The organism is Enterococcus innesii (genome assembly GCF_022846515.1).
In the GTDB taxonomy this organism is placed as follows: Bacteria; Bacillota; Bacilli; order Lactobacillales; family Enterococcaceae; genus Enterococcus_D; species Enterococcus_D innesii.
In genome coordinates, this window is sequence record NZ_AP025635.1 from 3,195,956 (window position 1) to 3,209,946 (window position 13,991).

At 42.0% G+C, this 13,991-nt stretch carries 13 protein-coding genes and 1 riboswitch; of the genes, 10 read left to right on the top strand and 3 right to left on the bottom strand.

Annotation, left to right across the window (positions count from 1 at the left end; all coding sequences use genetic code 11):
- The first annotated feature begins 17 nt into the window (after positions 1-17).
- The 8 genes from ENLAB_RS14945 to efp all read left to right on the top strand — a co-directional run bounded on the left by ENLAB_RS14945 (position 18) and on the right by efp (position 9,742).
- Positions 18-1,160, top strand: coding sequence for a glucose-1-phosphate adenylyltransferase (locus tag ENLAB_RS14945; protein WP_016610807.1), 1,143 nt, complete (start codon positions 18-20; stop codon positions 1,158-1,160).
- Positions 1,150-2,301 carry a glucose-1-phosphate adenylyltransferase subunit GlgD gene (glgD, locus tag ENLAB_RS14950; RefSeq protein WP_244351844.1) on the top strand — a complete coding sequence of 384 codons (1,152 nt, stop codon included), beginning with the start codon at positions 1,150-1,152 and terminating at the stop codon, positions 2,299-2,301. Before ENLAB_RS14945 ends, glgD begins: the two co-directional genes overlap by 11 nt.
- Positions 2,298-3,731, top strand: a complete 1,434-nt coding sequence (glgA, locus tag ENLAB_RS14955; RefSeq protein ID WP_244351845.1) for a glycogen synthase GlgA — start codon at positions 2,298-2,300, stop codon at positions 3,729-3,731. Before glgD ends, glgA begins: the two co-directional genes overlap by 4 nt.
- Positions 3,732-3,848: 117 nt before the next feature.
- Positions 3,849-6,302, top strand: coding sequence for a glycogen/starch/alpha-glucan phosphorylase (locus tag ENLAB_RS14960; protein WP_244351846.1), 2,454 nt, complete (start codon positions 3,849-3,851; stop codon positions 6,300-6,302).
- Between the two features lie 81 nt (positions 6,303-6,383).
- Entirely contained in the window at positions 6,384-7,145 is a 762-nt protein-coding gene (locus tag ENLAB_RS14965; protein WP_086292720.1) for a hypothetical protein, read from the top strand.
- Between the two features lie 349 nt (positions 7,146-7,494).
- Positions 7,495-8,064 carry a DUF2179 domain-containing protein gene (locus ENLAB_RS14970; RefSeq protein ID WP_081119133.1) on the top strand — a complete coding sequence of 190 codons (570 nt, stop codon included), beginning with the start codon at positions 7,495-7,497 and terminating at the stop codon, positions 8,062-8,064.
- Positions 8,065-8,168: 104 nt separating this feature from the next.
- Positions 8,169-9,107 carry a cation diffusion facilitator family transporter gene (locus ENLAB_RS14975; RefSeq protein ID WP_439711701.1) on the top strand — a complete coding sequence of 313 codons (939 nt, stop codon included), beginning with the start codon at positions 8,169-8,171 and terminating at the stop codon, positions 9,105-9,107.
- 74 nt (positions 9,108-9,181) lie between these two features.
- The gene (gene efp / locus ENLAB_RS14980; protein WP_005229668.1) at positions 9,182-9,742 is read left to right on the top strand and encodes an elongation factor P; all 561 of its coding nucleotides are present in this window, start codon (positions 9,182-9,184) and stop codon (positions 9,740-9,742) included.
- A gap of 62 nt (positions 9,743-9,804) precedes the next feature.
- On the opposite strand, the gene ENLAB_RS14985 is transcribed toward efp, so the two are convergent.
- The gene (locus ENLAB_RS14985) at positions 9,805-11,016 is read right to left on the bottom strand and encodes a chloride channel protein (RefSeq protein ID WP_244351848.1); all 1,212 of its coding nucleotides are present in this window, start codon (positions 11,014-11,016) and stop codon (positions 9,805-9,807) included.
- Between the two features lie 91 nt (positions 11,017-11,107).
- Positions 11,108-11,180, bottom strand: a riboswitch (Fluoride riboswitch).
- A 231-nt stretch (positions 11,181-11,411) separates the two neighbouring features.
- Between ENLAB_RS14985 and ENLAB_RS14990 the strand changes: the two genes are divergently transcribed.
- Positions 11,412-12,104 carry a hypothetical protein gene (locus ENLAB_RS14990; protein WP_081119131.1) on the top strand — a complete coding sequence of 231 codons (693 nt, stop codon included), beginning with the start codon at positions 11,412-11,414 and terminating at the stop codon, positions 12,102-12,104.
- An 82-nt stretch (positions 12,105-12,186) separates the two neighbouring features.
- On the opposite strand, the gene ENLAB_RS14995 is transcribed toward ENLAB_RS14990, so the two are convergent.
- Positions 12,187-12,465 (bottom strand): GIY-YIG nuclease family protein, encoded by a 279-nt coding sequence (locus ENLAB_RS14995; protein WP_081119130.1) that lies wholly within the window; start codon positions 12,463-12,465, stop codon positions 12,187-12,189.
- Entirely contained in the window at positions 12,455-13,189 is a 735-nt protein-coding gene (locus tag ENLAB_RS15000) for a tRNA1(Val) (adenine(37)-N6)-methyltransferase (RefSeq protein WP_077452528.1), read from the bottom strand. The genes ENLAB_RS14995 and ENLAB_RS15000 overlap by 11 nt, the downstream gene beginning before the upstream one ends.
- Positions 13,190-13,326: 137 nt before the next feature.
- Here ENLAB_RS15000 and ENLAB_RS15005 point away from each other — a divergent pair, with 137 nt between their 5' ends.
- On the top strand, positions 13,327-13,962 hold the full coding sequence (locus tag ENLAB_RS15005) for a lysophospholipid acyltransferase family protein (RefSeq protein WP_081119129.1): 636 nt from the start codon (positions 13,327-13,329) through the stop codon (positions 13,960-13,962).
- The last annotated feature ends 29 nt before the right edge of the window (positions 13,963-13,991 follow it).

Genomic DNA, 13,991 nt, shown 5'->3' on the forward strand with positions numbered 1-13,991 from the left:
GTAGATCACCAAACAAAATGAAAACAGAGATGTTAGCAATGATCCTCGCAGGGGGACAAGGGACTCGATTAGGGAAATTAACAAAGAATATTGCTAAACCAGCGGTTCCATTTGGTGGCAGATATCGGATCATCGATTTCACGTTGAGTAATTGTGTCAATTCAGGAATCAAAAATGTGGGTGTTGTCACACAGTACCAGCCATTAGCACTAAACAACCATATCGGCAATGGTGCGAGCTGGGGATTGGATGGCATCAGTACCGGAGTGACCATCTTACAGCCATATTCAAATTCAGAAGGCGAAAAATGGTTTGAAGGAACCGCCCATGCCATCTATCAAAACATCGCCTATATCGATGAGATGGACCCGCAATATGTCTTGATATTATCCGGCGATCATATTTATAAAATGGATTATGAAGAAATGCTGGAAAAACACAAAGAAAATGATGCTTCATTGACGGTTGCAGTTCTCGAAGTTCCGATGAAAGATGCTTCTCGTTTCGGGATCATGAATACTGATAAAAATGACCGCATCATCGAATTTGATGAAAAACCAGCCGAACCAAAAAGCAATCTTGCTTCGATGGGGATCTATATATTTGATTGGAGTCGTCTACGCAGTATGCTATTGAGTAACTACACAAAAGACGGCGAAATGGTCGATTTTGGGAAACATGTCATTCCTTCTTATCTCGAAAGCGGCGACAACGTTTTTGCCTATCGCTTCTCTGGCTATTGGAAAGACGTAGGAACAATCGATTCCTTATGGGAAGCCAACATGGAATTTATTGATCCAGCCATGGAGTTGAATATCCGTGATAAAAGCTGGCAAGTGTTCTCTAAAAATCCAATCGCACCCCCACATTTTGTGACTGAAACCGGTGCTGCAAGAAATTCGCTTGTGATGGATGGCTGCTATGTTGCTGGGGAGATCGAGCACAGCATTTTATCAGAGAATGTGCAAGTGAAAGAAGGCTCGACCATCAAAGACAGTGTGATCATGCCAGGAGCGGTGATCGGCAGAAACGTCAAATTAAACCGAGTGATCGTTGGGGAAAATGCAGTGATTGGTGACGACGCAGAAATCGATGGAACAGACGAAATTGCCGTAGTCGGCTATTCTGAAATTTTAGGGGTGACGATTGATGAGAACTAATAAAATGTGTGCGATTTTAGGGAACCTACAGCGATACCAAGACTTGATGCCATTAACGGAAAATCGTCCGCTATCAACCTTGTTATTTGATTGCAAATATCGCTTGCTAGATTTCAATCTTTCAAGTATTGAAAATGCGAATATCAAACAAGTCTACATGATTTTCAATGAAGGAGAAACGCAGTCGGTCTTTGATCATATCGGTGGCGGAAAAGAGTGGAACTTGGACGGTGTTCAAAACCGGTTCTTTATCCACTTATTCCAAGACTCATTGAAAAAGCAAGCCGAAGGGCAAGAGTACTACTATAATGTCATTGACTATCTGGAAAAATCCAAATCGGATCATACTGTATTTATGGGCAGTAAGATCTTATGCAACATTGATTTGCGTGCATTGCTGAAAATTCATCAACTACAAGGCAATGAAATGACTGTGGTGTATAAACGTATCGACAGTGATCATGTTTCTGAAAGCGACTTGTTGTTCAATGTTGACAGTGAAGGTCACTTAGAAGAAGCGATCCAAGCGAAAAAAGGGGAAGTTGGCTCCTTAGTCAATTTATGTACGGATATTTTTATTATTCAAACGGATCGTCTGATCACGGCTCTTAAAGAAGGCCAAGCGGTTGGCGCAACGGCAGATCTCGGTCAGTTTTTACGAGAAATGATCTCTGTTGAGAATACCGGCCTTTATGAATATACTGGTTATTTAAGTAATATTTACGACATCTCTTCTTATTATCAAACCAACATGGATATGTTAGATGTGCACAAATTCACTTCATTGCTTTATTCGAATCAAAAAATTTATACCAAATTGAAGAATGAAGTACCAACCTATTACTCGGAGACGTCTGAGGTGAAAAACAGCCATTTTGCTTCTGGTTGCATCGTGGAAGGTATGGTCGAACAGTCACTGGTTGCCCGTCGTACGAAAATCCATCCTGAGGCAAAAGTCAAAGGCGCAATCATTTTCGGAAACAACGAAATCAAAGCAGGTGCCGAAGTTTCTTATGCGATCTTAGATAAAAATGTGACCATCGCAGAAGGTGTAAAAGTGCAGGGAACCAAAGATGCGCCGATCGTCATTAAGAAGAATTCTCATGTGACAGAAGATGTTATCGGAGGAGCGAGCGCATGAAGGTTTTGTTTACAGCAGCAGAATGCGCTCCGTTTTTTAAAACAGGCGGATTAGGGGATGTTGCAGGTGCATTGCCAAAAGAGTTGGTCAAAAAAGGCGTCGAAACGGTTGTCGTCTTACCTTACTTTACGAAAATACCTGCCGAATACCAAGACCAAATGGAAGATTGTTTTTCCTTTGAAGTAGCGGTCGGCTGGCGCAAGCAATATTGTGGGATTAAAAAATTAGTTCTAGGCGCTGTGACCTATTATTTCATAGACAATCTCTATTATTTTGGTCGCGAACGTCTCTATGATTTTTATGATGATGGGGAACGCTTTGCTTTCTTCCAATTAGCCGTGATCGAAATGATGGAACGCATTGAATTTATTCCAGACATCGTTCATGTCAATGATTACCATACGGCGATGATTCCGTTCTTGATCAAAGAAAAATATCATTGGATTCAAGCGTATCAAAACATACGCACCGTTTTGACGATCCATAACATTGGATTTCAAGGGTGGTATAGTCGCGATATATTACCAGATCTTTTTGGGATGGGTACAGAAAGATACGATGATGGAACCTTGCGCTTAAACGATTGCTTGAACTTTATGAAGGCAGGGATCTTGTATGCTGACCGCATCACGACCGTCAGTCCTTCCTATAGTGAAGAAATCAAAACCTCTGAGTTCGGTTGCGGTCTTGAAGTCATTTTACGTATGGAAAGCGGCAAACTCAGCGGCATCTTGAACGGAATTGATTATGAAATGAACGATCCAGAAACCGATCCTCATTTGGACTATCCTTTCAGTGTCGAGGATTTATCAGGGAAAGCCAAAAACAAGCGAGCGCTACAAGAACAGTTTGGCTTGCCAACTCGTAAAGAGGTTCCGTTGATTTCCGTTGTCAGTCGTTTGACCACTCAAAAGGGGTTCCATTTAGTTCTTGAAGAAATGGAAAACCTCTTGCAATTTGATGTTCAGTTCATCTTACTAGGGACTGGCGAACATGATTTTGAAGAAGGCTTTCGCTACTTTGCGCAGAAATATCCTGAAAAATGTGCCGCCGCGATTTCTTTTGACATCGCATTGGCGCAAAAGTTATACGCAGCAGCGGATCTCTTCTTGATGCCTTCCGCCTTTGAACCATGCGGACTGTCGCAGATGATCGCGATGCGTTATGGTACATTACCCGTCGTCCATGAAATCGGTGGCTTGAAAGATACGGTAGATTCCTATAATCCGATCACCAAACAAGGTACCGGCTTTGGCTTTCAAGAGTTTTCACCATTCTACTTGATGAATGCCTTGAAACAAGGAATCGAATTGTACGAATCGGATCCGACAACCTGGAACGCTTTAGTCAAGCAAGCAATGAAAAAAGATTTTAGCTGGAATCAAAGCTCAGATCTTTATGTTGAGTTGTATAATAATATCAAAGTTTGATTGTTTTAAGACAGAAGAATCCTTGTCTGCAACAGAACGGCTAGTTGTATGACTAGCCATTCTAGCGGCAAGAATTCTTCTTTTTTATAAACGGTTAGCATAAAGGAGTGTAACCCTATGACAAAAGAACGATTGCGTGAACTGCTAGAAACCAACGTGCACGAACTGTTTGCGATAGAGATCGATGAAGCATCGCCGCAGGAATTGTTTCAGGCACTAGCCAATGTTGTGAAGCAAATGTATTCAGAAGACTGGCGCCAGACCAGAAAAAATCTCTTGTTGGAGGATCAAAAACAAGCGTATTATTTTTCTATCGAATTTTTACCCGGCAAAATGTTAAAGAGTAATCTGTTGAATATGCAGCTGTTTGAGCAAGCAGAAGCCGTTTTTGAAGAGCTAGGGGTTTCACTTGACGATGTTGCGGAAACAGAAAAAGACATGGCTTTAGGCAACGGGGGACTTGGTCGCTTGGCGTCTTGTTTTATGGATTCATTAGCTTCTTTAGGTTTGCCGGGAAATGGCAATGGGATCCGCTATCGCTACGGATTATTTAAACAAAAATTTATTGACGGTCATCAAGTAGAATTGCCCGATGATTGGTTGCGTTCGGGGAATGTTTGGGAAGTCCGCAAAGAAAGCAAGGCGGTGCCAATTCGTTTCGGCGGACAGGTCTATCTCGTTACCGGAGAGGACGGAAAATTAGCCCCAGTCTATGAAGGTGGCTTTACCTGGCGGGCGGTACCTTATGATACAGCAATGGTTGGCTATCAAAATCACCATCTCAACACCTTGCGCTTATGGAGTGTTGAGGTCCCTGCAGAAGATGAGGCGCACTATGCCACACTAGAATCGCGTCAAGCATTGGAAAATCTGACAGCGGTCTTGTATCCTGATGATTCTAATGAGACAGGCAAACGGACTCGGCTGATGCAAGAATACTTTTTTGTATCTGCAGGGATCCAAAGTATCGTCCGTTATTATAAAAAATTGAATTTACCTTTGGCCATGATGAGTGAACGAGTAGCGATCCACATCAATGATACGCACCCAGCCCTTTGTGTCCCAGAACTGATGCGCATTTTAGTTGATGAAGAAGGTCTTGCTTGGGAAAAAGCGTGGTCGATTACCGTGAAAGTCATGAGTTATACGAACCATACGATTATGGCGGAAGCTTTAGAAAAATGGCCTGTGCGCATGATTGAAGAAGTTTTGCCAAGAATGGATCAGATCATCAAAGAAATTGATCGCCGTTTTGTGGAAACGATGCAAGGGGTCCATCCGCAAGCCTTACTGGAACGGACGCGAATCATTATTGATGATCAAGTCCATATGGCACATCTCGCGATCGTCGGCAGCCACAGTGTCAATGGCGTAGCCAAGCTCCATTCTGATTTACTAAAATCAGTGGTACTCCATGACTTTTATCTTATTTATCCTGCCCGTTTCAACAATAAGACCAACGGCATCGCGCAACGGCGTTGGCTTCAGCTAGCCAATCAACCATTAGCCAAAGTGCTGGATCAGTCCATCGGTACAAGCTGGCGCAATGATCCATTAGACCTGCAACTGCTCAAAAACTATTATGAGGACGAAACCGTTCTGCAACAAATTGCCGACGCAAAAATGAGCAATAAACGAGCGCTGGCTCGTTACATTCAACATACGACTGGTGTCACAGTTGACCCAACAGCAATCTTTGATGTGCAAATCAAACGACTACATGCCTACAAGCGACAATTGTTAAATCTCATGCACATCTTGAAGCTCTACTTTGAGGTCAAAGACGATCCGACTGCAACGTTTCATCCAAGAGTCTTTATCTTTGGCGCTAAAGCAGCACCAAGCTATCATTATGCCAAATCAATCATCAAAGTCATCAATGAAGTGGCGAATCTGATCAATCATGATGAAAGCATCAATGACAAAATCAAAGTTGTCTTTTTAGAAAATTACAATGTTTCTTTGGCAGAAAAAATTATTCCAGCAGCGGATGTCAGTGAACAAATTTCGTTGGCTTCAAAAGAAGCATCGGGAACAAGTAATATGAAATTAATGCTGAATGGGGCAGTAACGATCGCCACTTTAGATGGTGCGAATATTGAGATTCGAGATGCGATCGGTGATGAAAACATTGCGATCTTTGGGCTAACGGAAGAAGAAGTGTATCAGTATTACGCCCAGCGTAATTATTCTGCCTATGCGTATTATGAGTCAGATCCAGTATTACAACGGGTAGTCAATGCCTTTATAGATGGGACGATCCCGAATATCCAAGTAGAAGGTCGCGAGATCTTTGATTCACTTTTGAAATACAATGATGAGTACTTTTTATTAAGAGATTTCCACGCCTATTGTGATGCACAGCATCGGGTAGATATTGCTTATCAAGATACCCATCGCTGGCAAAAAATCAGTCTAATGAACATTGCGAATGCTGGGAAGTTTTCAGCGGATGAAACGGTGCGAAATTATGCAGCAGATATTTGGCAGATCGATCCATTATTTGCCCATATCAAAGAACCAAATGCGGCAAGCTTGACGGAGTCAGTGCCTCCCTTGGGGAACAGTTGAAGTGACTTCGGTTGAAATGGTGTAGTCTTTCGTGAAATTCTCTTTTATTTGTGGTATGATGAAAAAAATGCATGTAAGAGGATGAGTACAGTGGCAAATTATTTAGATGTGAAACGAAAACACTTCCGTTTTCCTGCGTATGATGATACAGATGGTGTGAAACTGCAATCTGAGCATCGCCCCGCCTTCAGTAAAGCAGATGATTGGATTTTAACAGAAATCAAAGATACCGTGAGTCATTCTCACAAGGAAGAAAATCAATCTTTGCAGCGTAAAGTGCAGTCAAGCCAACGGGATCGCGGACATAATGTGCGTCAAAAAGAAGAACTCGCCAACCACCGTGCCAACTTACCTCAGTATGGAAAACGTCCGGTGAAAGAGCAGATGCCGACAGGAAAAACCAATTTTTTTGGTAAGGATGCTAAGCACTCTTCGTATCAAGTCACAAGCAAACAAGAACGAGCGGAAGTAGCTTCATCACCAAAAAAAGAGTACTCAGGTCGTTCGTATTTTGTTCCTAAATATATCCCAGCTTCAATAATCCCTGATGAACAAAAACCAGAAATTACGTCTGATGACCTGATGGATGCAATGGCAAAAAAACAAGAGAGTTATTTGTTATTTGATAACGAACCAGCAGCCTACCAAGTCAAAGAAGAAAATGATCCGACGGTAAAGAAATTCAATCGCCCCCAATCGGTGGGCATGACTCGTAGTGAGTTTCGCGCTAATAACAAAAAAAATAGTGATAAGAAGCGGTCCGTTCTAGATCGTTCTTTACAAGGAATGATTGAAGACGATCAACGGGAGGATTCAGCAAACGGTTATTTTCGTTCGGAGTAACTTAGCAAAAAGCAAACAAACAGCAGGAACCAGAATTGAAAGAAAGAATACGGATCAAACCAGTTAGAAGCTTAAATCTAACTGGTTTTTTGAGTAGTCATTGTAACAAATGAATGTATGACAGTCGGAGGTCTGCATCACTCGATGGAGAAACTGGTTTTTGTAGATTATGAAAGGGAGTGAATCGCAAATTGTGTACTCATTTTCTGAGCGTCTTTGAAAAAAACGGTGCTATTATTCATGGAGGTGGTTGATTGATTTTATTATAGTGTTTTAGTAGTTAACTCCTGCTCAAATATTTTAATTTTCGCTGACCTTTTGATATGCTAAGAACAAGGGGGAATCAAAGATGGAAGTTGATCTACAAATGCTGGCGATGATTTTCTTTATCAATCTCGCCTATGTTACATTGAATACATTGCGATTTTTATTGACAATGAAAGGGTATCGTGTGATTGCCCCATTAGTGAGTATGATTGAGATCACGATCTATATTTTAGGATTATCTATGGTATTGGATCGTTTGGATAACCCACTGAATCTCTTGTTCTATGCGCTAGGCTATGCCGCTGGAGTCAGTATCGGGATCAAAATCGAAGATAAGCTGGCTCTCGGGTACACAATGGTTACCGTGATCTTGCCTAGTAATACGGATGAGGAAAAAAGTTTGCCTAAGATCTTACGACAAGAAGGCTACGGAGTTACACAAAGTTATGGAGAAGGCTTAGAAGGACCGCGACTGATTTTAGAGATTCTCTCCCAAAGAAAAAGTGAGAAAAAGCTCTATCAGACGATCAAAGCAGTGGAAGAACGAGCGTTCATCATCAGTTATGAACCCAAGTATATTTCAGGCGGTTTTTGGACCAAAAAAATCAGCCGCCGAGAAGCAAAGTTGAAAAAACAAACACCTGTTGATTGAAGGCGTTTAGTCAGCCGTGATTCATTCGAGAAGAATAGCTGAGTATAAAGCAGGGAGTTTATTGATGAGAGGAAGCGTTAGGTGTGGAAAAGAAAGCAAATGGCATGATGGCGGTCATCGCTGCCTTGATCTCAAACATTTTGGTGGCAATCAGTAAGTTTGTCGGTTATGCACTAAGTGGCAGTGCGGCCATGCTGAATGAAAGCATTCATAGTGTCGTAGATTGTAGCAATCAAATCTTTTTGTTGATCGGGGATAAACGGGCAACAAAGGGACAAAGTGAACTGCATCAGTTTGGTGAAGGTCGAGCGAAATATTTTTTCAGCACGATCGTTGCCATGATGCTCTTCTTTGGTGGGGGCGCACTCGGTGTGATGGAAGCGGTAGAAAAGCTGCTGCATCCTGCCCATGAAGTTGGTAACGCTTGGTTGGTGATCGCTATTTTGATTTTCGGGATGATCGTTGAAGGAAGTTCGTTGTGGATCGCTGTCAAGGAGATCCGCGAACTGAATGTGGAACGTCAACCAATCTATCGTTTTTTGAAAGAAAGTCGGCATAGTGAGATTCTGATTATTTTCACAGAAGACTTTTGTGCAATGATCGGCCTAATGATCGCACTATTTGGTACGATTTTAACCATGATTACGGGGAATGCATTTTTTGATGCCTTCAGTGGTTTATTGATTGGTCTCTTATTGATGGTAGCAGCCATTTTCTTAGCCCGCGAATTTTATAGTCTACTGATTGGCGAAAGTGTCACAAAACGGGATCTATCAGTGATCAAAAGAGCATTTGAACGGCCAGATGTTGATCGCTTGATTGATGTTAAAACGGTGCATTTAGGACCAGCAGAAATTTTGATTGCGGCAAAAGTTGATATTGCCGCAAAACAAGAAGAGGTCGGCTATGAGATCATTAATGAGATTGAAGCCGAGATTCGACACCAGATGGCAGATAAAAAAGTCTATATTTATATTGAGACAGATGAGTATGACCCTCACTATATGGAGAAACGCCGTAAACTTGTGCGACCTTCCCACTGATTTAGCTAGAATAAAGCAGCTTTTTTTGATACAATAGACAAGGATTATCACATAGTGAAGGAGATTTCAAAATTATGATCAATGCAAGTGACTTAAGAGCTGGAATGACATTCGTTCAAGACGGCAAACTTATCAAAGTATTAGATGCTAGCCATCACAAACCAGGTAAGGGAAATACGGTTATGCGTATGAAATTACGAGACGTTCGGACTGGTTCGACTTACGATACAACCTTCCGTCCCGAAGAAAAATTTGAAAAAGCGCATATCGATACGAAAGCTGTACAATATTTGTACACAATGGATGATACAGCATTCTTCATGGACCTGGAAACGTATGAACAATACGAAATTCCAGTTGAAGTGGTCGAAGAAGAAATGAAATTCATTCTTGAAAATATGGAAGTAAAAATCCAATTCTTCGGCAGCGAAGTAATCGGCGTGCAATTACCATCAAGTGTGATCTTGAAAGTCGTTGAAACACAGCCATCAATCAAAGGGGCGACTGTGACTGGTTCAGGCAAGCCAGCAACGATGGAAACGGGCTTAGTTGTCAATGTTCCTGACTTTGTTGAAGAAGGCGAAATGCTAGAAATCAATACAGCTGAAGGTACCTACTTGAAACGTGCGAAATAAGAAAAAAACCGCGATTTGTTCGCGGTTTTTTCTTTTGCTCTGGATGAGGGATCAAAAGTACATCATTTCCCATCTGCCAATGACTTTTGTAAGGGATAGATACTATAGGGGTTGCTGACAAAGTAGGCGACGGAGCAGACGATCACAAACAAGGGCAGATTTTCAAAACCAAAAACTTCCCCACCGATAAAGATTGGTGCAAATAAAGTACTAGTAGCACTGCCAAAGACACTGGCATAGCCTAGGGCTGCCACCAGTTCAATGGGCAGTCCAAAGAGTGGTGCCAGCACGACGCCCAAAGAGGCGCCGATCGCAAACAAAGGGGTGACTTCCCCACCCAAAAAACCAATACTGATGGTCAGTACGGTTAACACCAACTTAAACAGCCAGTCATAAGAATAAATGGGTTGATCAGCAAAACTGGCGCTGATCAAATTCGTTCCTAAACCTGAATAACGACCATGGTACAAAAGGACAAAAAGTAAGACCAGTACGAGTGAACCGATGCCGATACGCCAGAGAGGATGAGGAAACCGTCGTTTCATGATCCGTTTCATCGTTTCTAATAATCCCGCAAAACTGCCGCCAACAATACCAAATAGTAAGCCAATCAAAAGTAATTTCAGAAAAACAGCCAAAGTCAAATCGGGGGACGGTGACAAAGCAAAACTAAACTTTTCTAATCCTAACAATTGAGAAGTCGTACTAGCGGTGAAAGCAGCCAGCAAAGTCGGTAAGAGTGCATGATGACTGAATTTACCGATGACAAGTACCTCCAGTGCGAAGAACGTCGCAGCGATCGGGGTTTCAAATAAACCAGCAAATCCCGCAGCCATCCCAATCATGATCAGGGTGCTGGCATACTTTTCTAGTCGCAGCCATTTTCCTAAACGATTGGCAATGGTGGCTCCTAATTGAACTGCCACCCCTTCTCTGCCGGCACTTCCTCCAAATAAATGCGTTAGCCAGGTTCCCACCATCACAAATGGGATCAAGCGCAACGGAATGTCTTTTTCTTCTTCATGTCCGACTAAAAACACTAGATTCATTCCTTGAGGACTTCGGTCACCATACTTTTGGAACAGGAAAGTAAAGCAAATACCGATAATTGGTAAAAAGAGAATCAAGGGCAAAAAATGATTTTCACGAAAGGCACTTAAGGAAAGTAGGATTATACCAAAGAAAGTATCGACGGCTCCAGCAAACACCCCAATCACTAGACTGAGCAATCCTAATGCAACCAGTTCAAAATACGTGGTTTTTTGTTTCTTCATTTCTATCACGATCCTTTAAAAAATATAGGAATAATGCTCTTGCAACTATGACGAACGAGTGAAAATAAAAAATGACTACTACACACTAAAAAAAGTGGTAGAAGTCATTAGCAAAATTGCGGTTTCAGTAAGAACTGAGGGAGACATTCATTCCCGATTAGCATCAATATTATCTGATAAAACCCTCCTTTTGTCAATGGATGCTGGTCGTGAAAATCAATCCAACGAATACTTATCTTTTATACATACTTATGGTAAAATTAATTTCATAAGAATTTACATGTGAATTGTGCGTCGTAAGAGTCACTGACAAGAAAAGGGATGAAAGGACGATCCTTCTACTGTTTGACCAAGGGAAAAACAGTGGGTAGGGAGGAATCGAAGGGGAAGAAAAAATGATTGCATTTATGACGAGCGAAAAATGGCTGCAAAGTGAGCGTTTTTACTATGTGATCCTACCAATTCTCATGGTGGTTGGTTTGATTGCGTTATTAGGGTTCCTGATGGTTCTGCTTTATCGAGAAAACCGCAACCCGAAAGTGACGCTATTGCTTGGCGGCATAGTCGTTACGTGTCTATTAGGTTTTTTTATTGGTGATCAAATGTATGGTGAATTCAAAACGTATAATGCGCTGATCACACCGAATATCCGAGACCGCGAAAAAATGTTTCTAGGCTATAAATATTACGAATCTGATACTACAGCAATTTATCAGCGCATCCAAAGCAATGAAGCGATTGAAACTTTAGGGATCTATCAAGCAATACCGGTGGAACGGGAGATTGAATATCTTGGTTCTGCGCATAACTCCGTATATTTTAAAATGGGCGCCCAGATTTACTATGCTCGCTATCAACCGACATTTGTGGAAGAGGAAACAACTGCTAAACTGCAGGGGGTTCAATACCATTTGACGGATCCTTCCTTTGAAACAATTGGATTCTATTCCGAAACCAACAACTATTTAACGGCAATTACGATTCCAAAGACCCAAGAAACCCTCGAATATCAATCCGTTGATTCTGTGATCCCGAAAGAATTCGGGAAAAGTCAAACCCAATGGGCGTTACCGAATAGGAATGAATAACCATAAAAGAAAATTACCTAAGTCACGCAAGGAAGTTTCCTCAAGCAGGAATCTTCCTTGCGCAGGTAGTTTTTTTGCTTGGTCAGATAACATTACTCTCGCTATGGCTGCTCAGGTAGTCCTCTTTCTTTTTGCGAGACAATTTTTTGAAGGCGGCTTCTGCTTGAGTGGCTTCACTGCGAGTGGAAAAGCTTTCTGCATGAATCATTTGCACAGGTCTGCGACTAGCAGGACGGGTATATTTTGCCCCGATCCCTTTGTTGTGCTCTAATACGCGGCGACTCAAATCTGTGGTATAACCACCGTAGAAGGACTGATCGTTGCAACGCAAGACATAAAAATAATGATTCTCAGCAGCCATAGAGCATCGCCTTCACTTCTGAACTATAGGCACCTGTTTCATCATAGGTAATGAGAGGGGAATCAATTTTAAAGCCATCCGCCTTACCATCCTTGATTCCTTCAATCAATAAAATATTTGCCTCTTTGCCTACTTTCGGATAGACGAAGCGGACGCGTTTTGGGGCGATTCGATGGGCACGCATATGGTCCAAAATATCGAGAAAGCGATCCGGTCGATGAACCATCGCAAACCGTCCGTTCATTTTTAATGCTTTGCTGGCGGTTTGGATCACTTCATCTAAAGTTGTGGTGATCTCGTGCCGTGCGATCGCTAAATAGGGATTCGGGTTTTTGATCGCCGTCGGTACATTTTTAAAATAAGGCGGATTGCAGACCAAAAGATCGACGGAATCAGGTTTGATTTTTTGAAAGAGGTCCTTCAAGTCCATAGGATAGACCGTCAGCTGGTCTTGCAAGTCGTTTAATTCGATACTGCGCTGCGCCATATCCGCTAAGCGTTCCTGTAATTCGACCTGATAAATATGAGCGGTCGTTTTTTTGCTGATAAATAAACCGACTGCACCATTCCCTGCACAAAGGTCAACGATCACACCTCTTTTTGGCACTCTAGCGTAATTTGCTAATAAGACAGCATCTAATGAAAAAGAAAAAACTTCGGAACTTTGAATGATCTTGATGTCATCGGCATACAATTGGTCGATGCGTTCGTTCGGTTGCAACATGAAGCATACTCCTGTTCTAAATTCATTTCAATGTATTATACTACGATTAAGAATAATGGGAAACGCTAAAAAATGCTTGTCATTTAAACCGTTTTTTTGCATACTTGAATAGGAGAGAAATAGAAAGGAAAATGAGTATGTTTTTTCGCTTTATGCGCGGTGTGGTTCGCGTAGTATTATTTTTGATCAACGGCAATGCTCGTTATCAAAACAAAGAGGTTTTACCTAAAAATGAAAACTATATTTTAGTGGCTCCTCACCGAACCTGGTGGGATCCATTGTACCTAGCAGTGGCTGCTCGGCCAAAGAAATTTAGTTTTATGGCGAAAGAAGAGCTGTTCAAAAACCCGATTTTACGGTTCATTTTGATCCATGCCAATGCTTTTCCAGTCAAACGGGACAAACCGGGACCCAGTGCGGTAAAGACGCCAGTCAAAATCTTGAAGGAAACCGATCTTAGCTTGATCATGTTTCCAAGTGGTACCAGACATGCAACGGCTTTAAAAGGTGGCATGGCGTTGATCGCAAAAATGGCCAAAGTCAAGATCGTTCCCTCTGTTTATCAAGGACCGCTGACGTTAAAGGATTTATTTAAACGCAAGCGAGTGACTGTCCGCTTTGGGGAGCCCATTGACATCAGTGACATCAAAAAGATGGACAAAGATGGCTTGGCGGAAGTGGAACGGCGCATCCAAGGTGCATTTGACACACTGGATCAAGCGATCGATCCGTCATTTGTTTATCAAATCGATGAGTCCAAAAGAGAAGATTAATACGCAAGAAAAGCCGCTGATCCTTTTGT

What these genes read in the sequence shown, in the direction of transcription:
- ENLAB_RS14945 (WP_016610807.1), top strand. Translation starts at nt 18, where the DNA reads ATGAAAACAGAGATGTTAGCAATGATCCTCGCAGGGGGACAAGGGACT.
- glgD (WP_244351844.1), top strand. Translation starts at nt 1,150, where the DNA reads ATGAGAACTAATAAAATGTGTGCGATTTTAGGGAACCTACAGCGATAC.
- glgA (WP_244351845.1), top strand. Translation starts at nt 2,298, where the DNA reads ATGAAGGTTTTGTTTACAGCAGCAGAATGCGCTCCGTTTTTTAAAACA.
- ENLAB_RS14960 (WP_244351846.1), top strand. Translation starts at nt 3,849, where the DNA reads ATGACAAAAGAACGATTGCGTGAACTGCTAGAAACCAACGTGCACGAA.
- ENLAB_RS14965 (WP_086292720.1), top strand. Translation starts at nt 6,384, where the DNA reads ATGAGTACAGTGGCAAATTATTTAGATGTGAAACGAAAACACTTCCGT.
- ENLAB_RS14970 (WP_081119133.1), top strand. Translation starts at nt 7,495, where the DNA reads ATGGAAGTTGATCTACAAATGCTGGCGATGATTTTCTTTATCAATCTC.
- ENLAB_RS14975 (WP_439711701.1), top strand. Translation starts at nt 8,169, where the DNA reads ATGATGGCGGTCATCGCTGCCTTGATCTCAAACATTTTGGTGGCAATC.
- efp (WP_005229668.1), top strand. Translation starts at nt 9,182, where the DNA reads ATGATCAATGCAAGTGACTTAAGAGCTGGAATGACATTCGTTCAAGAC.
- ENLAB_RS14985 (WP_244351848.1), bottom strand. Translation starts at nt 11,016, where the DNA reads ATGAAGAAACAAAAAACCACGTATTTTGAACTGGTTGCATTAGGATTG.
- ENLAB_RS14990 (WP_081119131.1), top strand. Translation starts at nt 11,412, where the DNA reads ATGATTGCATTTATGACGAGCGAAAAATGGCTGCAAAGTGAGCGTTTT.
- ENLAB_RS14995 (WP_081119130.1), bottom strand. Translation starts at nt 12,465, where the DNA reads ATGGCTGCTGAGAATCATTATTTTTATGTCTTGCGTTGCAACGATCAG.
- ENLAB_RS15000 (WP_077452528.1), bottom strand. Translation starts at nt 13,189, where the DNA reads ATGTTGCAACCGAACGAACGCATCGACCAATTGTATGCCGATGACATC.
- ENLAB_RS15005 (WP_081119129.1), top strand. Translation starts at nt 13,327, where the DNA reads ATGTTTTTTCGCTTTATGCGCGGTGTGGTTCGCGTAGTATTATTTTTG.